Consider the following 20228-nt stretch of genomic DNA (forward strand, 5'->3'; position numbering starts at 1 on the left):
CTGACGCGGCGCGTCGAACAGCTGATTCTGGTCAGTCGGCGGGGCGCCGGCCGTGGCCGTACGGCCGGGAACCTTCACATGATCCGGTGAACCGTCACCTGCGCCCGCCTGGCGGCGTGTGGCGTCAGGGGGTGAATCGCCGGTTGAGCAGTGCGGACGCGAGGGGCCGGGGTGCGCGTCGGGCGGCGCGCGGTCTTCCGGTTGTGCAGTCCCCACGGGATCGGCCCGTCGAGGGCCTGTCGCGTTCATGCAGGGTTGCAATTGCGTGAGTGACGCATCGGGGCCGCGTCACGCAGCATGATGTGACGGAGGCGTGCGCGGGGTGAGGAGCAAACGTGTTGAGACGCAACTCCTTCCGGCTGCCCAGACACCCGGCTTCCGTCGGGCTCGCGCGGCGCCGGGTGCGGGATCATCTGTCGAACTGGGGGCACAGTTCGGGGGAGCAGGCGTTCGAGGACGTGGTGCTGCTCGTGTCCGAACTGGCGACGAACGCGGTGCGGCACGCGCCGTTGCTTGAACGGGAGTTCGAGGTCGCGGTGACCACGCTCGCGGACGGGTCGTGTCTCATAGAGGTCTCCGACGAGAGCGCCGCGCAGCCGCGGCTGCGGTCGGTCGGGGAGTACGAGGAGGAGTCCGGGCGGGGGTTGCGGCTGGTCGAGAGCCTCACCACGGCGTGGGGGGTCTGGAGCCGGGGCCGCCACGGCAAGACGGTCTGGGCGCTGGTCCCGGCCCCGACACCGGAGCCCTCCGGGCGGGGGTGGACGGGGTGACGTGCGGCCCGCTGGGGCCGACCGCGCCGCGCCCCTTCCGGGCCTGGGCCCGCTGTTCTTTGGCCTGCGGGCCGGTGGGGGTTGGCCGCGCCGTTCCCCGCGCCCCTGACGGGGCTGGGCCCGCTGTTCTTTGGCCTGCGGCCCGGTGGGGGCTGGGCGCGCCGTTCCCCGCGCCCCTTTCGGGGCTGGATCCGCCGTTCCTTGTCTGCGGGCCGGTGGGGGTTGCTCGCGCAGTTCCTCGCGCCCCTGAAGGGGCTCGGGGGGGCGCAGTTTCCCGCACCCCTGACGTGCGCTGCCCGTGCCCGCGGCCCTGACGGCTGCGGCTCTCGCGTGGCAAAAGCCGGGGCGCAGCCCCGCTTTTGAGGGGCGCGGGGAACGGCGCGACAAGCCCCCACCGGCCCGCACCCTGGCAACCGCCCGGTCCCCCCTCCCGTCAGGAAGACATCTCGCACAAACCCGATGGCAGCGTCAGCGTCACCGTCAGGCCCGAGCCCGGGGACGTGCGGACCGTCACCTCACCCCCGTGCGCCGCCGCAACGCCCTGCACGATCGCCATCCCCAGCCCGCTCCCCGCGCCCCCGCCCGCCCGGAAGAACCGGTCGAAGATGCGGGCGGCGTCCTCCTCCGCGAGCCCCGGCCCCTCGTCGGCGACCCGCACCCGCACCACCCCGTCGACCCGCTCCAGATCGAGGGCGACCGCGACGTCCGCGGGCGTGTGCGTGCGTACGTTCGCCACGAGGTTGCCCAGCACCTGCCGCAGGCCCGACTCGTCGGCCCGTACGAGGAGGGCCCCTTCGGCGCTCACCGACACCGGCCGGCCCGGCTGCTGGGCCCGCAGATCCTCCGCCGCGTCCCGCACGAGACGGCTCAGGTCGACGTTCCGGAACCGCAGTTCGGGCTGTTGGTCGAGGCGCGCCAGGGTGAGCAGCTCGTCGACGAGCCGTCCCATCCGGTCGGCCTCCCCGGTCATCCGGTCCCAGGCCCGTTTGCGTTCGGCAGGCTCCCGCAGCATGCCCTTGTCGTACAGCTGGAGATAGCCGCGTATCGCGGACAGCGGCGTGCGCAGCTCGTGGGAGGCGTCCGCGACGAACCGCCGCAGCTGGGCCGCGCTCCGCTCCCGTGTCCGGTACGCCACCTCGACCTGCTGGAGCATCGAGTTGAGGGCGAGCCGCAGCTGTTCGACCTCCTGGGTCGGGTGGTGGCTGGACGGCACCCGGCGGGCCAGATCCCCTTCGGCGATCGCCGACGACGTCTCCACCATGTCCTCCAGCGGCCGCAGCCGCCGGCCCACGTTCAGCATCGTCAGTACGGCGAGCAGTGCCAGCAGCAGCACCCCGAAGAACAGATCCAGTTTGAGCGCCTTGGCCATGCCTTTGTGCAGCGCGTCGGTCGAGCCGGCGACCAGGATCACGGACCCGTCGGGCAGGGACGCGCCGATCACCCGGAACGGCGAACCGTCCACCGACACGTCACGCGGGTCCGCGTCGCCGGTGAGCGCGCGCGGATCGCCCACCGCGGAGGCGAGCGCACGCTGGTTCGCGGTCGGTTCGAACGTGCCGAGCGTGAGGGCCCGGCCCCCGGAGTCGACCACCGCGAACAGCGAGTCCGCGTCCGGCGGGCCCAGTGTCTCCGGCGCCCGTCCCTCCCGGACGAAGGCCAGCGCGCTCAGCGAGTCGATCTGCCGTGCGGTCAGCTGCGTACTCTCCAGGGAGTCCCGCATCCTGAGGAGCTCCGAGTCGACCTGGTCCAGCAGGTAGTACCGCATGCCCATCAGGCTCACCGCCGTCGCCACGACGATGCCGAGCGCCAGCAGCCCCACGTTGGCCACTGTCAGCTTGCCGCGCAGGGAGTGGATGCCGTGCTCGCGGCAGCGCTGGAGGATCATGCGAGCCCGTATCCGACACCGCGCCGGGTCGTGATCACCGGGGCGCCGAGGGCGTCGAGCTTGCGCCGCAGATAGCTGATGTACGTCTCCACGACGGTCGACTCCGCCGGGTGCTCGTACTGCCAGACGTGCCGCAGCAGCTGCTCCTTGGGCACGATCCGGCCGCCGTTGCGCACGAGGAAGCGCAGCAGCGCGTACTCGGTGGGGGTCAGCTCGACCGTGCGGCCCGCGCGGTGCACCGAGTACGTCGTCTCGTCCAGCTCCAGGTCGCCGTAGCGCAGCGGCGGGCGTTCGGGCAGGACGTCGGCGGGGCGGGTGCGGCGCAGTACGGCGGTGATGCGGGCGATGACCTCGTCGATGTTGAACGGCTTGGTGATGTAGTCGTCGCCGAAGGAGAGCGCGCCGACGATCTCCGTGGGCGCGTCCCGCGCGGTGAGGAACACCAGCGCCAGGTCGGGCTGCTTCACGCGCAGTTCGCGGCCCAGCGCCCGGCCGTCGCCGTCCGGGAGCATCACGTCGAGGAGCGCCGCGTCCGGGCGCGTGCGCTCGGCCAGCGTCAGCGCCTGGCGGACGGTTCCGGCCGTCATCACCTCGAAGCGGTGGTAGCGCAGGGCGATGGTCAGCACGTCCGCGATGCTCGGCTCGTCCTCGACGACCAGCACGGTCGCCCCCTCGTGAGCGGTCATGCCTCCCAGTATCGGCGCGACCACTGACAACGGGGCCGGCTCACGCTTTGGAGTTCCTTGTGAGTCATGGCCAGGTCATGTCCCGCGGCCCGCGCCGCGCCCGATGCTGTGGCCCAGGACCTGGGGGACCAACCGATCGACCCGATGAACAATCGAGCGACTAAGGGGCGTTGAGGCGTGACGACATTGGCACGGTGGTGCTATCGGCACCGGCTGGTGGTCCTGATTCTGTGGGTGGGGGCGCTGTTGGGGCTGGGCTTCGCTGGCTCCGCCGCGGGCACGAACTACGCGGACACCTTCACTCTTCCGAACACGGACTCCACGCGCGCGTACGACCTGATGGAGAAGGCCTTCCCGGAGCGGTCCGGCGACACGGACACGGTGGTGTGGAAGGTCGACGACGGGACGGTACGGGACGCGTCCGTACGTTCCCGGATCGAGCCCGCCCTGGAGGAGATCGGGCGCATGAAGGGCGTCGGCGAGGTCAGCAGCCCGTACGCCGCCCAGGGGGCCACGCAGATCAGCGGGAACGGGCGGATCGCGTACGCCCAGATCACCTTCACCGAGCAGGCCAACGGTGTGCCGAAGGCGCTCGTGGAGGACGTCGTCGACACGGCGCAGGACGCCGAACGCGCCGGGCTCCGGGTGGAGCTGGGCGGCCAGGCGATCACCCGCACCCAGGAACCGCCCACCGGCATCGCCGAGATGGTCGGCATCCTGGCCGCGGCGGTCGTCCTCTTCCTCGCCTTCGGCTCGCTCTTCGCGATGCTGCTGCCGCTCGTCGTCGCGATCGCGGCCCTCGGCACCGGCCTGATGGCGACCTCGCTGCTCAGCCATGTCACCGACGTGCCCGAAGTGGCGCCGCTGCTCGGTTCGCTGATCGGTCTGGGCGTCGGCATCGACTACGCCCTGTTCATCGTGACGCGGCACCGCAGGGGCATCCTGCGCGGTATGAAGCCCGAGGAGTCCGCCGTCACGGCCCTCAACACCTCGGGCCGCGCGGTTCTGTTCGCCGGCGGCACGGTGTGCATCGCGCTCGCCGGGATGCTGGTGATGAACATGCGCTTCCTTGACGGTGTCGTCGTCGCCACGTCGCTGACGGTCGTGCTGAGCGTGCTCGCCGCGACCACCCTGCTGCCCGCGCTCCTGGGACTGCTCGGTATGCGCGTGCTCAGCCGCAAGCAGCGCCGCAGGCTCGCCGCCGAGGGGCCGGAGTCGGAGGAGGCGAGCGGACTCGCCGCCCGCTGGTCCGCCTTCGTGCAGAAGCGGCCGAGGTCGATCGCCGCCGGGGCGTTCCTCGTGATGATGGTCCTGGCGCTGCCCGTCCTGTCGATCCGGCTCGGCGCCACCGACCAGGGCAACCACCAGGACTCCACGACCACCCGGCAGGCGTACGACCTGCTCGCCGAAGGGTTCGGGCCCGGCTTCAACGGCCCTCTCCAGGTGGTCGTGGACGGCAGGGACGCCGACGCGCTCGTCTCCACCATCCGCTCGACCGACGGCGTCGCACAGGTCGCCGCCGCGCCGCCCGCGCGGGGCATCACGGTCATCCAGGTGGTGCCCACCACGTCCCCGCAGTCCGAGAGGACGGACCAGCTGATCGACCGGCTGCGCGACGACGTGATCCCGGAGTCCGGGGCCCAGGCCCATGTGGGCGGTGTGACCGCCGTATTCAAGGACTTCGCGGCCGTCACGGGGGAGCGGCTGCCCTACTTCGTCGCGGCGATCATCTCGCTCGGCTTCCTGCTGCTGATGGTGGCCTTCCGCTCGCTGGTGGTGCCGCTGACGGCGGCCCTGATGAACCTCATCGCGGCAGCCGCCTCCTTCGGAGTGCTCGTCGCGATCTTCCAGTGGGGCTGGGGCACGGAACTCCTCGGCATCGGCAAGGAGGGGCCGATCACCGCCTTCCTGCCGGTCATCATGCTGTCGCTGCTCTTCGGGCTCTCGATGGACTACCAGGTGTTCCTGGTGAGCCGTATGCACGAGGAGTGGGTGCACACCAAGGACAACGCGCGCGCGGTCCGGGTCGGCCTCGCCGAGACCAGCCGGGTCATCAACTGCGCGGCCCTGATCATGATCTGTGTGTTCTCCGCGTTCGTGCTCAGCGGTGACATGGAGGGCGCGATGGCGGGCATCGGGCTCGCGGCGGCGGTCGCGCTCGACGCGTTCATCCTGCGTACGGCCCTGGTGCCGGCCGCGATGCACCTCCTGGGCAACTCCAACTGGTGGCTGCCCGCAGGCCTGGAGAAGCGGCTGCCGCACCTGGCGGTGGAGCCCCGCGAGGAGACCGTCGCCGAGCCCCACGCGCGCGTGGCCGACGCCGGGACAGGCACTGGCACTGGTACAGGCACCGGCACTGATGGCGGTTCCACCGTGATCCACGGCTTCGTCCGCACCCCGGACGGCGCGCCCGTCGAGGGTGCCGCGCTGACCCTGCTCTCCAAGGGCGGCCGTCAGCTCGACCGGGTGACCTCGCTGGCCGACGGCTCGTACATCGTCTCGGTCCCGTCCGCGGGCGCGTACCTGCTGGCCGTGACGGCCCGGGAGCACCCCTCCCGGGCCCGCCATGTGACGGTCGGCGCGGAACCGCTGGTGTACGACGTGGAGCTGGCGGAGGACGAGGTGGACGCGGTGAACTGACCGCGCGAGACGCTATTCCGAGGACTGTTTCACGGACTTCCTGGCGGCTTTGGCGGGATCGGGCAGCGCGTTCGTCATCCCCGGCAGGAAGTCCGTGAACAGCTCGTGCACCTCACGGACCAGGGGCCGCAGCACACGGAAGCGGGCCAGCGAGACGCCGAGCGAGGTGAGGCGGGCGCCGCGTTCGGCGAGCCGGTAACTGCGCTCGCGCCCCTCCGTACGGTCGAAGATCCAGTACAGGACCAGGCCCATCTGGGAGAGCCACAGCAGCTCGGGAAGCACCTCCCGCAGCTCCTCCGGGATCTTCGCCTTCGAACCGCTCAGCACCTCGCTGCAGACGCCGATGGCCTCCACGCGCGCGTGCTCCGACTCGGGCGAGAACGGGCTGAGCGGGCTGTCCGGGTCGGCGGCGTTCTTGAAGAACTGCACCGCGAACTCGTGGTACGGCGTCGCCACGTCCAGCCACGCCTTCAGGACCCCGGCGATCCGTTTCTCCAGGTCCCGCTCGTGGTCCAGGACCTCACGGACCGCCGCGCGGTGCTCCACGGCCATGCGGTCGTAGAAGCCCTGGATCAGGTGCTCCTTGCCCGCGAAGTAGTAGTACGCGTTGCCTACGGAGACCCCGGCCTCCTTGGCGATGGCCCGCATCGTCGTCTTCTCGTAACCCCGTTCCTGGAACAGGCGCATGGCCGTCTCCAGGATCAGGGCCCGGGTCTGCTCGCTCTTGGCGGGCGTTCGCGGGGCGCCGGGGCCTTCGGGCACCGCGGCGCCCTCGGGCACGGCGTGGCCTTCGGGCACCGCGGGACCGTCCGGGCTGGGGGCACTGTCGTTCGCTGCTGGCACGGGACAGAGCCTAACGAGGCGGACAGGTGCCGCCGTCGCAGGCGGGTGGCTCGTAGACCCAGCCCACGGTCTGGTCGTACGTCCAGCCGTCGGCCGCGACGTACGTACGCCCGCCCCACTGCCCGTTCCGCCCGTCCCAGTACCCTTCCCGGCGGGCCCGCTGCCCCTCGCGCCACCTGGCCGCGGCGAGCACCGCGCCCCGGGCCAGCCGGGCCCCGGCCGGAGTGCTGAGCCGGTGGGCCATCGGGCGGTGGTCGGCGAGCGCCCACAGGGTGACGACCCAGGCGGCGGTGCCCCGGTAGATCTGGCCCGCGTCCCCGATCACGGTGATCTCGTCGAGCGTCGCGGCGTGGTCGAGCCCGGGGTAGCGGCGCGTGGCCTCCGCCGATCCGGCGGCCACCAGTTCCAGGGGCACCAACTGCCGCTGCCGTACGAGCCAGTCGCGCAGGAAGGCGCAGAGCGAGCACTGTGCGTCGTACAGGACGGTGAGCCCGCGGACCGGGACGCGTACGGCGTCCCGGTCCGGGCCGGTGGTGGTCGCCACCGGGGTCACGCCCCGGCCGTCGGCGCGACCCAGCCCTGCGGCGGCACGGGCGGCTGCTGCTCGCGCTCCATGACGCCCCGGCGGCGGATCTTGTTGAGCACGTACACGTTCCCCAGGTGCATGGCGCCGAGCACCAGGAGCACCACGCCGAGCTTGGTCGACAGGGCCTCGAAGACCCCGCGGGCGTCGGCGATCTCGTCGTCCTGGTTGAGATAGAGCGCCACGAAGCCGAGGTTCACCAGGTAGAAGCCGACCACCAAGAGGTGGTTGACGGCGTCCGCGAGTTTTTCGTTCCCCTGGAGTACATCGGCCAGGAAGATCCGCCCGTTGTGGCTGAGCGTCCGTGCCACCCAGACCGTCAGCGCGACGCTGATCAGCAGATATATGACATACGCAACGACCGTGAGGTCCATGTCCCCGCCCCTTCTTGAACGTGTTCAAAAGGCTTTCGAGAGACAACGTAGACCTGTTTTTGAACACGTTCAAGTAGGGCGTCGGCGGTACGGGTGTGACGTGCGGCTCAGGCGTGCGGGGGGCTCATCCGGTGCGGGCCAGCTCCGGCCGCTTGGTGTAGTCGGTGAACCCGATGACGTTGCCCCAGGGGTCGGCGACCTCGACGGTCCAGCCGGTGGCGACGGAGAGGGGCGCGTCGAGGGGCTGCACGCCGGCGGCGGCGAGGGTGTCGGCCATGCCTCTGGCGTCCCGCACTTCCAGCCAGATCCGGGGCGAAGCCCAGGCGGGCGGCCGGTGCCCCAGCTCGTCCTCCAGCCGCAGCAGCACGCCGGGCGTCTCCTTGCCGACCTTCAATACGGCGATCCCGGCCTCGTCGAGCCGGAACCCGACCGTGAACCCGGCCCGCCGGTAGAAGTCCACGGCCTCGTCGAGATTGCCGACGGGGAGGAGGACGTTGTCGAATCCGAGCAGTTCGTACGACTCTTCGTCTGACATGTCGTCAGATTAGGTGGCGGGGTGGGGGTGAAGGGGGAGGTGATGGGGCTGGGGCGAGGCGGTCACCCGTGTGGCGCCCTGGTCACTCGTTCGGCTGGGCACGACGCCATTGCCCCTGGGTACGCTGAACCCACAGGCGAGACTCCGTCCCATGGGAGCAATGATGAGCGCCGCATTCGAGAACGGGCTCGACGACGAGCCTGAGTACCGCTGGCCGATTCCGCCCCCGGAGGGTTGGACCGCGGACGATCTCGACCGGATTCCGGGCCTCCCGCCGCACACGGAGTTGATCGACGGGAGCCTGGTTTTCGTGAGTCCGCAGACCGCATTTCATATGCTGTGCATGCGTTTGCTGGAGTACAGCTTTCTGAGCCAGGTGCCTGACCACATGAAGGTTTTCCGGGAGTTCACCGTCAGGCTGGACCAGCGGAACAGGCCGGAGCCAGACCTGCTGGTGGTGTCAGCGGAGGCGTACACAGGCCTCAACCAGACCTGGTGCAAGCCCGAGGACGTCTTTCTGGCGGTCGAGGTCGTGTCTCCCGACTCCCGGGAACGGGACCGCGAGGTCAAGCCCCGTAAGTTCGCAGAAGCCGGGGTGCCGCATTTCTGGCGGGTCGAGAAGGACGAGGAGAAGGGCCTCCCGGTCGTGTACGTCTACGAACTCGACCCCGCCACGCAGTCGTACGGCCTCACCGGCATCTTCCACGACCGTCTGAAGACCACAGCACCCTTCGACATCGAGATCGACCTCACGGCCGTGGGCTGAAGGCCGGGCGCTTCGGGGGACGCGGCGTGAGACTCACGCGGGGGTTGTCCCCGTGACAGGGCTCAGCGGTCGAGCCCGTGCTTCACGATGCGCTGGGCCACCGTCTGGGCCGGGGCGGCCAGTTCGGCGGCGATCCGGGATTCCGTGCCGCCGTCCGTCGTGACGGTCGCCGGGAGGGGCGGGACGGCGAGGAGGCACTGGCGGCGCAGGTGGGTCGGGGGGTGGGTCGTGTCGACGCTGTGGCCTCGCAGGACCGCCGCGCGGCGCTGGCGTTCGTACTCGCTCGCCGGAACGGAGTCCATGTGCGCGCCCAGGCGTTCCCACAGGCCCAGCCAGGGCTCCCGGCCCGCCGCGCCGCGCCGGCCGACCTGCTGGGCGTTGGTCTCGCGGCGCAGCATGGTCTCGGCCGAGTCGAGGACGAGGAAACGGTTCATGATCGACGCGGCAGCGTCGGTGGACCCGGCGCGCGCGGCCATCGAGTCGGCGAGGTACTCGGCACGCTGTGTCGCCCGCAGGGTCAGCCGGTCCAGCAGCATCAACAGCCCCTGGATCAGGGCGCGGGGCAGAACGAAGACCAGGTTGACGAAGGCCTCCACGATCGTCGGGTTCGGCGTCGGGCCGACGTAGTAGCGCCAGGTGCTGAGGGAGCGGAGCGCGTTGCCGATGATCAGTCCGTGCCGGGTGTCCCCGTTGCTGTAGTGGCCGAGTTCATGGCCGAGCAGGGCGATCCGCTCCTGCGGGGTGAGGATCTCCCAGAGCGGCACGCCGATGGTCAGCAGCCGGCGACCGCGTATCCCGTACGTCGTCACGCTCGCGTTCAGCTCGGCGCTGACGGCGACCGTGTCCACCCCACGGGTGCCCGCGACGACGGCGACCTCGTCGATCAGCGCGAAGAGCGCGGGCGCGTCGGTGCGGGTCAGCAGGGGCTGGTCGTCGGGCAGTTCGGAGAAGCGCGGCCGCAGCGTCCAGGTGAGCACCGCGAGAACCAGGCCGAGGACCATCCCGGCGCCGCCCCACCCGGTGACGAGGAACCACACCGTGCCGACGGCCAGGGCCACGGTGACGCCGTGCACCGCGAGCGCGATCAGGTAGGCCGCGAGGCCGGCGGCGTCGCGGCGCGGGCGCAGCGTCTCTCCGGCGGCGACCTCGGTGGCCAGGCGCTCGCCGTGACGGCGGGCGAGTCTTCGCCGCCGTCTCTCCAGCCGCCCCGGCTCCTCACCGGGCCGCTCCGGATCCACGTTCCAGTCGCACCCGGCACACCAGGTGGTGAACCGCGCGTCCGCCCGGATCTCGTCCCCGCACTGCGGACACGGCTGCGCTGTCTCTCCGGCCTGACCGGCGGTCCCGACGCTGGTACTCACGTGACGTCTCCCTCTCCCCGACCCCTCCCCAGAGGCCGCTCCGTGCGTGACGCCACAGCTGATCACTCCACGGCCACCACGTAAAGCTTTTTTGGGCCCCTGACGTGCGGATACCGCGACGAGCGCGCGAACGCCTTCACCGGCAGGGGCGTCGGCCGACTATCTCCTGACGGACGGCGGCCAACAGCGAGCGGAGGCCTGCCGGGGGGACGGTGAGTGCGGTGGCCGGATCGTCGGACTCACGGAGACGGAGTTCGCCGGCGGGGGTGGTGGCGAGTTCCAGGCAGTTGTTTCCCTCGCTGCTGTAGGACGACTTCTGCCAGTGGAGGGTGGGCATCGGAGGCCTTTCACAGGTTGTCGATGATCGCCTGGATCAGGGTTCGCGATTCGGCTTCCTTGAGGGCGACCGCTCTGAAGTGGGTCATGAAGGTGCGGTATTTCTCCAGTTGCAGGTCGGCGTGGAGGAATACGGACCCATGTTCGGCGTCGAGCTGAACGGTGTCCAGTTGCGGAACGGGCCCCTCGGCGTACAGAACGGTCTGCCCGGCGCCGGGGAAGACGCCGGCTTCGTAAGGGATCACCAGGACGGTGACATGCTCCCGCTCGCTCATCTCGACGATGTGCTCCAGCTGTTCCCGCGTCACGTCGCGGCTGCCGAACCGCATGCGCAGAGCCGCCTCGTGGATGATCGCCGTGTAGGGGATCGGGTTGTCCGCGAAGAGGATGCCCTGGCGCTTGATCCGATGCGTAACGCGGTACTCGATCTCGGGTGGGGACAGCTTGGGGATGGACTGCCTGAACACAAGGCGGGCGTAGTCGACTGTCTGGAACAGACCCGGGATGTGAGCGATCTGGGCTGTGCTGATCGTTGTCGCGTGGTGTTCCAGTTCGGAGAGGTCGAGCAGGCCGGAGGGCAGCGTTTCGCGGTACTCGTCCCACCAGCTTCGCCCCCGCCCCGCCGCCGTCGCCACGAGCGCTTCGATGTACGGCTCGTCCGAACTGCCGTAGCTGTGCGCGAACATGCGGATCCGGTCGGCGCTGACGCCGAAACGCCCGGCTTCGATGGAGCTGATGCGTGCCGCGTTGACGCTCAGCAACTCGCCCGCCTCGCGTGCGGTCATCCCCGCTCGCTCTCGCAGTTTGCGCAGCTCAGCGCCAATGCGCTGCTGTCGTACGGTCGCTGCTGCCCTTGGCGGCATGCAGTCACCCTCTCACTCGTAGGGGTAATGGTTTGACGAAATTGGTAGTAACCCTACTCCGTACCTCTATCTTCGGTGTCGAGGCAATCAGTGCAACCCCTGTACCCCACCGAGGAGTTACGGACATGACCGAACTCGCCCTGCATCACCCTGCCCACTCGCCGCTCGACGGCGACTGGGAGTACGCACTCCGTATCCCCCACTCGCCCCTGGGGCCGGGCATCGTCCGTGCCCACGTGCGGGCCGTGCTCACCCGGTACCAGGTGGACTCCGGCGTCCTCGACAACGCCCAACTCGTCGCGTCGGAGCTGGTCACCAACTCCCTCTCCTGCACGCGGGACTCCGTCGCCGTGCGGCTCATGCGCACCGACGGCCGGTTGCGGCTCAGCGTGTGGGACAGCAGCCCGTATCCTCCACCGCGTTCGTCGGGAGCCGTCGCGGGGCCGGACGACGAGAGCGGGCGCGGGCTCTGGCTCACCCGGGCGTGCGCCGACGACTGGGGCCACTACCTCGTGATCAACGGGCGGCGCAACGGCGGCGGCAAGGAGGTCTGGGCCGAGTGGCACGCCCCCGGTGCGTAGGCTCGGCCGGGCCCCGCTTCGTGACACGTGCCGCATCCGTGCACAACACCACGGCCGAACCGGCTTCTCTATCCGCCGTCCTCTCCGGCAAGATGTCCTGACCTGATTCTTTTCATACGTCATCCCCGTCCCCAGGAGCAGTCACCGTGAGCGAGCAGCCGTCTCAGCCGCAGCAGCCCCCGAACCAGCCGCCCGGCTACGGCTATCCGAACTCCGGGGAGACGCCTCCCGGTTACGGCTATCCGAACCCGGGCTCCGTCCCGCCCAGCGACGGCAACCCGTACGCGAGCGGCAGTCAGCCGGGGCAGCCGTACGGGCCTCCGCAGTCCGGGTATCAGCAGGGGCCGGGGTATCCGCCCCCCGGCGGGTACGCCCCGGCCGGTGCGTACCCTCCCGGTACCTTCACCGGTGACCCCAACGCCCCGTACGGGTACGACCCCTACGGGCGCCCGTACTCCGACAAGTCGAAGATCGTCGCGGGTGTCCTCCAGCTCTGCCTGGGGAGCCTCGGTGTCGGGCGGTTCTACATCGGCAGCGTGGGGATCGGGCTCGCCCAGCTCTTCACCTGCGGTGGGCTCGGCATCTGGGCCCTCATCGACGGCATCATGCTGCTGACCGGGCACAACGCCACGGACGCCCAGGGCCGCCCCCTGCGTGGCTGAGACGGGCCCCGTGCGCGCGGAACTGCTGCGGCGCCCGGCGACCGCACCCCTCGCGGTGCTCGTCGCCGGGGCCGTCGGCGCGGGCTATCTGTACGGCACCGACCCGCACGAGCCCGGCCACGTGCTGCCCGCGTGCCCGTTCCGGTTCGTCACCGGGCTGCTCTGCCCGGCCTGCGGCGGCACGCGGATGACGTACGACCTGATGCACGGTCAGTTCGGCGCGGCCTGGCTCGACAACAGGGCGCTGCTGCTCGCCTCGCCGTTCGCCCTCGCGCTGTTGGCGCGCTGGATCGTGGAGGGGCTGCGCGGGCGTCGCTGGCGGCCCGAACTCAGGCCCCGCGTACAGGTGTTGATCCTGTCGCTGGCCGTGGCGTGGACCGTGGTTCGCAATATTCGGAACTGATTTTGGCATAACTTGATCACGGGATGGGAACAATAGACCGTTTACCCTCCCAGCCGCCCCTCCCTTCTCCGTACGCTCACACGGCACAGGGGGGATGACGTGTACGCGGCCATGCCGCTATGCGATCTCGGACGGGCTTCTTTCTCCGTCGGAGGTCCCTCCTGGTGATGTCCCGGAGCGGGCCCGCCCCCGCTCCGGTGTCTGTTGAAGCCATTCAGATTCATCCAGTCATCCAGGAGCACGTCTCATGACCGTCCCCACTCCCGCCACCCCGTACGGCGTCGACCCGCAGGGCCGCCCCTACTCGGACAAGTCGAAGATCGTCGCGGGCATCCTCCAGATCTTCCTGGGCACGCTCGGCATCGGCCGCTTCTACGTCGGCTCCGTCGGCGTCGGTGTCGCCCAGCTCCTCACCTGCGGTGGCCTGGGCTTCTGGGCGCTGATCGACGGCATCCTGTTCCTCACCAGCAACGACCGCACCGACAAGCAGGGCCGCGTACTGCGTGGCTGATGTCGCCAGGTGCACCGCAAGAGGGGCCCCACTCCGGCGGGAGTGGGGCCCCTCTTGCGTGCGTACGCGCAGTGGTACCGGAGTACCGGAGGATCAGAAGCGGCGCGTGATCAGCGCCCGCTTCACTTCCTGGATCGCCTTCGTGACCTCGATACCGCGCGGGCAGGCGTCCGTGCAGTTGAACGTCGTGCGGCAACGCCACACGCCGTCCTTGTCGTTGAGGATCTCCAGGCGCTGCTCTCCGGCGTCGTCACGCGAGTCGAAGATGAAGCGGTGGGCGTTCACGATGGCCGCCGGGCCGAAGTACTGGCCGTCGTTCCAGAACACCGGGCACGAGGACGTGCACGCGGCGCAGAGGATGCACTTCGTCGTGTCGTCGAAGCGCTCCCGGTCCTCCGCCGTCTGCAGACGCTCGCGCGTCGGCTCGTTCGTCTCCTTCGTGACGAGGAACGGCATCACGTCGCGGTACGCCTGGAAGAAGGGCTCCATGTCCACGACCAGGTCCTTCAGCACGGTGAGGCCCTTGATGGGCTCGACCGTGATGGGCTTGGCCGGGTTGATGTCCTTGATCAGGGTCTTGCAGGCGAGACGGTTCTTGCCGTTGATCCGCATGGCGTCCGAGCCGCAGATGCCGTGCGCGCAGGACCGGCGGAACGTCAGGGTGCCGTCCAGGTCCCACTTGATCTTGTGCAGCGCGTCGAGGACACGCTCCTTGGGGTCGATCTCCAGCTGGAAGTCTTCCCAGACCGCTTCCGCCGAGTTCTCGGGGTTGAAGCGGCGGATGCGGAACGTGGCCGTGATGTACGGGGAGTCGGCGAAGCCGGGCTCGGCCGTGCCGGCCGCGTCGGCCTTGTCCAGGGTCGGGGTTGCCATCAGTACTTACGCTCCATCGGCTGGTAGCGGGTCTGCACGACCGGCTTGTAGTCGAGACGGATCGACTCGGTGCCGTCGTCGCCGACCTCGCGGTACGCCATGGTGTGGCGCATGAAGTTGACGTCGTCGCGGTTGGGGTAGTCCTCGCGGTAGTGACCGCCGCGGGACTCCTTGCGGGCGAGCGCGGACACGGCCATGACCTCGGCGAGGTCGAGCAGGTTGCCCAGCTCGACGGCCTCGAGGAGGTCGGTGTTGAACCGCTTGCCCTTGTCCTGGACGGACACGTTCAGGTAGCGCTCGCGCAGCTCGGCGATCTTCTCGACGGCCGTCTTGATCGTCTGCTCGGTGCGGAACACCATGACGTTGGCGTCCATGCACTCCTGCAGCTCACGGCGGATGTCCGCCACGCGCTCGTTGCCCGTGGAAGCCCGCAGCCGCTCGATCTGCGCGACGACCAGCGAGGACGGGTCCTCGGGCAGTTCGATGTGCCCGACCGTGGCCGAGTACTCCGCCGCCGCGATGCCCGCGCGCTTCCCGAACACGTTGATGTCGAGCAGCGAGTTCGTGCCCAGGCGGTTGGCGCCGTGCACGGAGACGCACGCGACCTCACCGGCCGCGTACAGGCCCGGGACGACGGTGGTGTTGTCCGCCAGGACCTCACCCTCGACGTTCGTCGGGATGCCGCCCATGGCGTAGTGCGCGGTGGGCTGGATCGGGATCGGGTCCGTGTACGGCTCGATGCCGAGGTACGTACGCGCGAACTCCGTGATGTCCGGGAGCTTGGCGTCCAGCTGCTCCGGCGGCAGGTGCGTGAGGTCGAGGTAGACGTGGTCGCCCTCGGGACCGCAGCCGCGGCCCTCACGGATCTCCGTGTAGATGGAGCGGGACACGACGTCACGGGACGCGAGGTCCTTCATGACCGGCGCGTACTTCTCCATGAAGCGCTCGCCGTCCTTGTTGCGGAGGATGCCGCCCTCACCGCGGGCGCCCTCCGTCAGCAGGATGCCCATGCGCCAGATGCCGGTCGGGTGGAACTGGAAGAACTCCATGTCCTCCAGCGGCAGGCCACGGCGGTAGACCGCGGCCTGGCCGTCACCGGTCAGCGTGTGCGCGTTCGACGTCACCTTGAAGAACTTGCCGGTGCCGCCGGACGCGTAGATCACGGCCTTCGCCTGGAAGACGTGGATCTCACCGGTCGCCAGTTCGTAGGCGACGACGCCGGCCGACTTCTTGACGCCGTCGACCTCCACGAGCAGCTGGTCGAGGACGTAGAACTCGTTGAAGAACTCCACGCCCTCCTTGACGCAGTTCTGGTAGAGCGTCTGGAGGATCATGTGGCCGGTGCGGTCCGCCGCGTAGCAGGACCGGCGGACCGGGGCCTCGCCGTGGTTGCGGGAGTGCCCGCCGAACCGGCGCTGGTCGATGGTGCCGTCCGGGGTCCGGTTGAACGGCAGGCCCATCTTCTCCAGGTCGAGGACCGCGTCGATGGCCTCCTTCGCCAGGATCTCGGCGGCGTCCTGGTCGACCAGGTAGTCGCCGCCCTTGATCGTGTCGAAGGTGTGCCACTCCCAGTTGTCCTCCTCCACGTTCGCCAGCGCGGCGGCCATACCGCCCTGCGCGGCGCCCGTGTGGGAGCGGGTGGGGTAGAGCTTCGTCAGCACGGCGGTCCGGCTGCGCTTCGTCGACTCGATGGCCGCGCGCATTCCGGCGCCGCCGGCGCCGACGATGACGGTGTCGTACTTGTGGATCTTCATGATTCTCGCAGCCCCGTGCCTAGCGGATGTTCGGGTCGAAGGTGAAGATCACCAGCGTGCCCAGCAGGATGGTGAACACCGTGGCGGTGTAGAGCAGGCCCTTGAGCCACAGCCGGGTGTCCGCGCGCTCCGCGTAGTCGTTGATGACCGTACGCAGGCCGTTGGCGCCGTGCAGCATCGCCAGCCACAGCATCAACAGATCCCAGACCTGCCAGAACGGGGAGGCCCAGCGGCCCGCCACGAAGGCGAAACCGATCTTGGAGACGCCGCCGTCGAGGACGAGCTGGATGAGCAGGTGGCCGAGGACCAGGACGACCAGGACGACGCCGGACAGCCGCATGAACAGCCAGCCGTACATCTCGAAGTTGCCGCGGGTGGACTTCGGGGTCTTCCTGGTCCGCTTGCGCGGGGCTTCGATGAGGGGCGCCGGGTTGTCGACGTCGTAGAGGGACGCGCCCTCGACGGGGCCGATGCCGGGCGCGGTCTTCTCGGTGGTGCCTGTGTTGTTCGACATCTTGCGCGTCAGCTCCCGAAGACTTCACGAGCGGCGTGGCCGAGGACGGGGTACAGGGCCCCGATCATCAGCACGACCCAGATGCCGACAACGGTCCAGAGCATCTGCTTCTGGTAGCGCGGGCCCTTCGACCAGAAGTCGACGGCGATCACCCGCAGGCCGTTGAGCGCGTGGAAGAGGATGGCGGCGACGAGGCCGTACTCCAGCAGCGCGACGATCGGCGTCTTGTAGGTGGCTACGACCTTGTCGTAGTCCTGGGGAGAGACACGGACAAGAGCGGTGTCCAGCACGTGTACGAACAGGAAGAAGAAGATGAGGACGCCGGTGACTCGATGAGCCACCCAGGACCACATTCCTTCCCGGCCGCGGTACAGCGTTCCAGCCGGCACGGAAGAACCCTCCGGGAGCGGGGATTGGGGCCTGCCGGCTTCGATGTCGACCTGGCCCGGCCGGGTACGGTCCACCGGCCCTGGCCATCGTAGCGACGTGTTGTCGGAACGTTTACGGCGGGCCTACCGATGTGATCGAACTGGCAGGCAAAGGGGTACGTATGGGCTATTGCGGGTGGGGTCGGGTGCGGGTGTGTCGTGGCCGGCCTCAGGGATTGCGCAGTTCCCCGCGCCCCTGAAGGCGAAAGACTGCGCAGTTCCCCGCGCCCCTGAAGGTCAAGGATTGCGCCGTTCCCCGCGCCCCCAACGAGCTAGAAGACTGCGCCGTTCCCCGCGCCCCTGGACGGTTGCGCAGTTCCCCGCGCCCCTACGGGCGAAAGACTGCGCCGTTCCCCGTGGCTCTGGAGGCGCCCGCGGCTCCCAGGGATCTGGTCAGGCGGCCTCTGGTCAGGCGGCGGAGTTCTTCTGCCGCGAGCGTCAGCTCTTTGTCCGGGTCGTTGGCCAGGCGGGAGCTGATTTCGGTCAGGACCAGGTCGGGGGACTCCTCCGGGGGCGTGTCGTCCAGGCAGATGACGAAGACATGGCCGAAACGGCTCTCGTACGCGGCGTGGGCGGCGCTCAGGGCCATGTGTGCGGCGGAGTACGCGCCGTCCGGGAGGAGCGTGAGGGATTCGCAGGCCAGGGCCTCGGAGACATCGGCCGACGTCAGGTCGTACGCCGCCTCGTCGGACGCGGCCAGCAGGGCGTCCAGGTCGGGATAGGGGCGGTGCGCGGCGACCCGGCGGGCCCAGTGGGAGCTGCCGCAGCAGGCCAGGAGCGCGCGCTCGGCCTCGTCCGCGGGCATGGCGTTGAACCGGGCCAGGCCGGTGGGGCGGTGTCCGGGCGGCTCCGGTGTGGCGACGGCCTGGCCGGGGAGACGGGAGGGACGGTGCGCGGGCAGCGTGGGTTCCTCGGCGGTTCGGCGGCGCGGGGAGGCGCGCCACGCGGGATTCGGCAGGGGATCAGAAGGAGCTACATGGGAGACAAGGGAATGAAGTGAGAGGTGTGGTTTCACGCTATCGAGGCTTGGCGGTAGCTGTCCGAGAGATGCCCGAACTTCACCCGTAAGGGAGAGTTTCAGGACAGATGGTGGACGGCGGCACCGGGCGCCGGGGCTTAGGTTCACAGCGGAGGTACAGCGTACGGGGACGGACGCGGGGGAGTGATCGGGAGAGTGAGTGGTCTGTGGTGAGCGGGCGTAGGCGCAAAGGGCCGGCATCGGTCCACAAGAAGCCCCTGCTGGTCGGCGCGGGTGTCGTGGTGGTCGTGGCGGGCGCCGCGCTGACCGTCGGGCTCTGGCCGAGCGGCGATCCGGGCGGGTCCTCGACCGGGCGGCCCTCCGGCGGGAGAAGCGCCCTGGCACCGGCGGACTCCCCGACCCCGTCACCCGATCGGACGTATCCGATGTCACAGGCGCCCCGGACGATTCCGGCGGTCCGCGAGCACACTCCCGCCCGTGGACCCGGCTGGCGGCCCGCGAAGGGCGGCCGGGTGGTCGTGGGCGACGACGCGCTCGCCGACGAGGGACGGCTGCTGGCCGAGGAGCTGGGGCTGTCCTACGCGGGCCGGGGCGAGGCGCGCGCCGGGGACGTCGGGCTGAACCTCACGGACGAGGACGCGAACGCCGAGTCGTACACGCTGCGGGTGGCCGACGGGCGGGTGCGGATCAGCGGTACGGAGGAGGCGGGCGTCTTCTACGGCACCCGCACGCTCAAGCAGGAGGTCCACGGGAACGCCACGGCGCCCGAGGGGGTCGTACGCGACTCGCCCGCCAAACCGCAGCGCGGATTCATGCTGGACATCGCGCGCAAGCATTTCACCGCCGCCTGGATCGAGGACCGCATCCGTGAGCTGGGCGATCTGAAGTACAACCAGCTCGGGCTGCACTTCTCCGACGACCAGGGCTTCCGGATAGCCTCCGACTCGCACCCCGAGATCGTCTCGAAGGAACACCTGACCAAGGCCGAGGTACGCCGCATCCTCGCCCTCGCGAAGAGCCGCCACATGGCCGTCGTGCCCGAGATCGACTCACCGGGACACCTCGGCGCGGTGATCGCCGCCCATCCGGACCTCCAGCTCCGCAACACCGCGGGTGTCGCCTCCAAGGGCGCGCTCGACATCTCGAAGCCCGCCGCCGCGAAGATCGTCGACGAGCTGCTGAACGAGTACGCCGACCTGTTCCCCGGGCCGTACTGGCACCTCGGCGCCGACGAGTACCAGGCGCTGACGGTGGCGAACCCGGCGGCCTCGTACCCGCAGCTGGCCACCGCCGCGACGAAGGAGTACGGATCCGGGGCCGGGATCGCCGACCTGGCGACCGGGTGGCTCAACGACCGGGCCGACACCATGCGCGGCCACGACCGGACCATGCGCGCCTGGAACGACGGGATCTTCGCCGGGGGCACCGTCCAGGCCGACAAGGACCTGAAGGTCGCGTACTGGACCGGCAAGGAGATCGGCGCGCGGCAGCCGACGGAGTACCTGCGGTCCGGGCGCGAGCTGCTCAACTACAACGACGAGTACCTGTACTACGTCCTCGGCCAGCCCAACACCTTCGTCTACCCGACCGGGCAGCGCATCTACGAGCAGTGGACGCCCCTCGTCGTCCGCGGTACGAGCCCGGTGCCCAAGGAGTACGACGACCAGATCCTCGGCGCGTCCTTCGCCGTCTGGTGCGACCTCTCGAACTCCCAGACCCAGGCCCAGGTGGCGGCGGGCATCCGGATGCCGCTGCGGGCGCTGACACAGAAGCTGTGGGACCCGCGCAAGCCCGCGTCGTCGTGGGCCGACTTCAAGGCGCTGGCGGGCAAGCTGGACTGAGCGGGACGGCCCGTGGCGGCGCCCCGGCCGAGACTGCGCA

The 20228-nt window shown here is 69.9% G+C and carries 22 protein-coding genes; 8 read left to right on the forward strand and 14 right to left on the reverse strand.

All coding sequences use genetic code 11. From position 1 onward, the window contains the following. Positions 1-335 precede the first annotated feature (335 nt). Positions 336-770 carry an ATP-binding protein gene (locus tag ACFVH5_RS15805; protein ID WP_385834252.1) on the forward strand — a complete coding sequence of 145 codons (435 nt, stop codon included), beginning with the start codon at positions 336-338 and terminating at the stop codon, positions 768-770. Between the two features lie 433 nt (positions 771-1203). On the opposite strand, the gene ACFVH5_RS15810 is transcribed toward ACFVH5_RS15805, so the two are convergent. After that, positions 1204-2655: an ATP-binding protein gene (locus ACFVH5_RS15810; protein ID WP_385834253.1), complete on the reverse strand. Its 1452-nt coding sequence runs from the start codon at positions 2653-2655 to the stop codon at positions 1204-1206. Next, on the reverse strand, positions 2652-3341 hold the full coding sequence (locus ACFVH5_RS15815) for a response regulator transcription factor (protein WP_384800265.1): 690 nt from the start codon (positions 3339-3341) through the stop codon (positions 2652-2654). Before ACFVH5_RS15815 ends, ACFVH5_RS15810 begins: the two co-directional genes overlap by 4 nt. A gap of 186 nt (positions 3342-3527) precedes the next feature. Here ACFVH5_RS15815 and ACFVH5_RS15820 point away from each other — a divergent pair, with 186 nt between their 5' ends. Further along, positions 3528-5981 carry an MMPL family transporter gene (locus tag ACFVH5_RS15820; RefSeq protein WP_385834294.1) on the forward strand — a complete coding sequence of 818 codons (2454 nt, stop codon included), beginning with the start codon at positions 3528-3530 and terminating at the stop codon, positions 5979-5981. A 12-nt stretch (positions 5982-5993) separates the two neighbouring features. On the opposite strand, the gene ACFVH5_RS15825 is transcribed toward ACFVH5_RS15820, so the two are convergent. The 4 genes from ACFVH5_RS15825 to ACFVH5_RS15840 form a co-directional block, all read right to left on the reverse strand. After that, entirely contained in the window at positions 5994-6761 is a 768-nt protein-coding gene (locus ACFVH5_RS15825; RefSeq protein ID WP_385834295.1) for a TetR/AcrR family transcriptional regulator, read from the reverse strand. A gap of 73 nt (positions 6762-6834) precedes the next feature. Then, on the reverse strand, positions 6835-7368 hold the full coding sequence (locus ACFVH5_RS15830) for a thiol-disulfide oxidoreductase DCC family protein (protein ID WP_385834254.1): 534 nt from the start codon (positions 7366-7368) through the stop codon (positions 6835-6837). A 5-nt stretch (positions 7369-7373) separates the two neighbouring features. Continuing rightward, on the reverse strand, positions 7374-7781 hold the full coding sequence (locus ACFVH5_RS15835) for a hypothetical protein (protein ID WP_384800259.1): 408 nt from the start codon (positions 7779-7781) through the stop codon (positions 7374-7376). A gap of 124 nt (positions 7782-7905) precedes the next feature. Continuing rightward, positions 7906-8316 (reverse strand): VOC family protein, encoded by a 411-nt coding sequence (locus ACFVH5_RS15840; protein WP_385834255.1) that lies wholly within the window; start codon positions 8314-8316, stop codon positions 7906-7908. A 163-nt stretch (positions 8317-8479) separates the two neighbouring features. On the opposite strand from ACFVH5_RS15840, the gene ACFVH5_RS15845 reads away from it, so the two are divergent. Next, positions 8480-9082 carry a Uma2 family endonuclease gene (locus ACFVH5_RS15845; RefSeq protein ID WP_385834256.1) on the forward strand — a complete coding sequence of 201 codons (603 nt, stop codon included), beginning with the start codon at positions 8480-8482 and terminating at the stop codon, positions 9080-9082. A gap of 62 nt (positions 9083-9144) precedes the next feature. Here the strand turns inward: ACFVH5_RS15845 and ACFVH5_RS15850 are convergent, their stop codons facing one another. The 3 genes from ACFVH5_RS15850 to ACFVH5_RS15860 all read right to left on the reverse strand — a co-directional run bounded on the left by ACFVH5_RS15850 (position 9145) and on the right by ACFVH5_RS15860 (position 11642). After that, positions 9145-10443, reverse strand: a complete 1299-nt coding sequence (locus ACFVH5_RS15850; protein WP_385834258.1) for a M48 family metallopeptidase — start codon at positions 10441-10443, stop codon at positions 9145-9147. A gap of 136 nt (positions 10444-10579) precedes the next feature. Beyond that, positions 10580-10780 (reverse strand): DUF397 domain-containing protein, encoded by a 201-nt coding sequence (locus ACFVH5_RS15855; RefSeq protein ID WP_385834259.1) that lies wholly within the window; start codon positions 10778-10780, stop codon positions 10580-10582. A 10-nt stretch (positions 10781-10790) separates the two neighbouring features. Next, entirely contained in the window at positions 10791-11642 is an 852-nt protein-coding gene (locus ACFVH5_RS15860; RefSeq protein ID WP_385834260.1) for a helix-turn-helix domain-containing protein, read from the reverse strand. 125 nt (positions 11643-11767) lie between these two features. On the opposite strand from ACFVH5_RS15860, the gene ACFVH5_RS15865 reads away from it, so the two are divergent. From ACFVH5_RS15865 to ACFVH5_RS15880, 4 genes are all read left to right on the forward strand, one after another. Next, a complete protein-coding gene (locus ACFVH5_RS15865; RefSeq protein WP_385834262.1) occupies positions 11768-12223 on the forward strand; it encodes an ATP-binding protein in 456 nt (151 codons plus the stop codon). A gap of 146 nt (positions 12224-12369) precedes the next feature. Next, a complete protein-coding gene (locus tag ACFVH5_RS15870) occupies positions 12370-12885 on the forward strand; it encodes a TM2 domain-containing protein (RefSeq protein ID WP_384800238.1) in 516 nt (171 codons plus the stop codon). Then, positions 12878-13288 carry a DUF2752 domain-containing protein gene (locus tag ACFVH5_RS15875; protein WP_385834263.1) on the forward strand — a complete coding sequence of 137 codons (411 nt, stop codon included), beginning with the start codon at positions 12878-12880 and terminating at the stop codon, positions 13286-13288. Before ACFVH5_RS15870 ends, ACFVH5_RS15875 begins: the two co-directional genes overlap by 8 nt. Positions 13289-13535: 247 nt before the next feature. Beyond that, complete coding sequence (locus tag ACFVH5_RS15880) at positions 13536-13799, forward strand: TM2 domain-containing protein (protein ID WP_107015768.1); 264 nt, start codon at positions 13536-13538, stop codon at positions 13797-13799. Between the two features lie 93 nt (positions 13800-13892). Here the strand turns inward: ACFVH5_RS15880 and ACFVH5_RS15885 are convergent, their stop codons facing one another. The 5 genes from ACFVH5_RS15885 to ACFVH5_RS15905 form a co-directional block, all read right to left on the reverse strand. Further along, the gene (locus ACFVH5_RS15885; RefSeq protein WP_210880711.1) at positions 13893-14672 is read right to left on the reverse strand and encodes a succinate dehydrogenase iron-sulfur subunit; all 780 of its coding nucleotides are present in this window, start codon (positions 14670-14672) and stop codon (positions 13893-13895) included. Next, positions 14672-16426, reverse strand: a complete 1755-nt coding sequence (sdhA, locus tag ACFVH5_RS15890; protein WP_385834264.1) for a succinate dehydrogenase flavoprotein subunit — start codon at positions 16424-16426, stop codon at positions 14672-14674. The genes ACFVH5_RS15885 and sdhA overlap by 1 nt, the downstream gene beginning before the upstream one ends. A gap of 19 nt (positions 16427-16445) precedes the next feature. Next, positions 16446-16940, reverse strand: a complete 495-nt coding sequence (locus ACFVH5_RS15895; RefSeq protein WP_107015771.1) for a succinate dehydrogenase hydrophobic membrane anchor subunit — start codon at positions 16938-16940, stop codon at positions 16446-16448. A gap of 8 nt (positions 16941-16948) precedes the next feature. After that, the gene (sdhC, locus tag ACFVH5_RS15900) at positions 16949-17329 is read right to left on the reverse strand and encodes a succinate dehydrogenase, cytochrome b556 subunit (RefSeq protein WP_210880708.1); all 381 of its coding nucleotides are present in this window, start codon (positions 17327-17329) and stop codon (positions 16949-16951) included. 367 nt (positions 17330-17696) lie between these two features. Next, positions 17697-18173: a 2-oxo-4-hydroxy-4-carboxy-5-ureidoimidazoline decarboxylase gene (locus ACFVH5_RS15905; protein WP_385834266.1), complete on the reverse strand. Its 477-nt coding sequence runs from the start codon at positions 18171-18173 to the stop codon at positions 17697-17699. 383 nt (positions 18174-18556) lie between these two features. On the opposite strand from ACFVH5_RS15905, the gene ACFVH5_RS15910 reads away from it, so the two are divergent. Then, entirely contained in the window at positions 18557-20188 is a 1632-nt protein-coding gene (locus tag ACFVH5_RS15910) for a glycoside hydrolase family 20 protein (RefSeq protein WP_385834267.1), read from the forward strand. The last annotated feature ends 40 nt before the right edge of the window (positions 20189-20228 follow it).

The organism is Streptomyces sp. NPDC127119, assembly GCF_042677425.1.
Classification (GTDB): domain Bacteria; phylum Actinomycetota; class Actinomycetes; order Streptomycetales; family Streptomycetaceae; genus Streptomyces.

Excerpts from the sequence above, each read along its gene's own strand:
- ACFVH5_RS15810 (WP_385834253.1), bottom strand. The coding sequence starts at position 2,655 with ATGATCCTCCAGCGCTGCCGCGAGCACGGCATCCACTCCCTGCGCGGC.
- ACFVH5_RS15815 (WP_384800265.1), bottom strand. The coding sequence starts at position 3,341 with ATGACCGCTCACGAGGGGGCGACCGTGCTGGTCGTCGAGGACGAGCCG.
- ACFVH5_RS15835 (WP_384800259.1), bottom strand. The coding sequence starts at position 7,781 with ATGGACCTCACGGTCGTTGCGTATGTCATATATCTGCTGATCAGCGTC.
- ACFVH5_RS15840 (WP_385834255.1), bottom strand. The coding sequence starts at position 8,316 with ATGTCAGACGAAGAGTCGTACGAACTGCTCGGATTCGACAACGTCCTC.
- ACFVH5_RS15845 (WP_385834256.1), top strand. The coding sequence starts at position 8,480 with ATGAGCGCCGCATTCGAGAACGGGCTCGACGACGAGCCTGAGTACCGC.
- ACFVH5_RS15855 (WP_385834259.1), bottom strand. The coding sequence starts at position 10,780 with ATGCCCACCCTCCACTGGCAGAAGTCGTCCTACAGCAGCGAGGGAAAC.
- ACFVH5_RS15860 (WP_385834260.1), bottom strand. The coding sequence starts at position 11,642 with ATGCCGCCAAGGGCAGCAGCGACCGTACGACAGCAGCGCATTGGCGCT.
- ACFVH5_RS15865 (WP_385834262.1), top strand. The coding sequence starts at position 11,768 with ATGACCGAACTCGCCCTGCATCACCCTGCCCACTCGCCGCTCGACGGC.
- ACFVH5_RS15880 (WP_107015768.1), top strand. The coding sequence starts at position 13,536 with ATGACCGTCCCCACTCCCGCCACCCCGTACGGCGTCGACCCGCAGGGC.
- ACFVH5_RS15885 (WP_210880711.1), bottom strand. The coding sequence starts at position 14,672 with ATGGCAACCCCGACCCTGGACAAGGCCGACGCGGCCGGCACGGCCGAG.
- sdhA (WP_385834264.1), bottom strand. The coding sequence starts at position 16,426 with ATGAAGATCCACAAGTACGACACCGTCATCGTCGGCGCCGGCGGCGCC.
- ACFVH5_RS15895 (WP_107015771.1), bottom strand. The coding sequence starts at position 16,940 with ATGTCGAACAACACAGGCACCACCGAGAAGACCGCGCCCGGCATCGGC.
- ACFVH5_RS15905 (WP_385834266.1), bottom strand. The coding sequence starts at position 18,173 with ATGCCCGCGGACGAGGCCGAGCGCGCGCTCCTGGCCTGCTGCGGCAGC.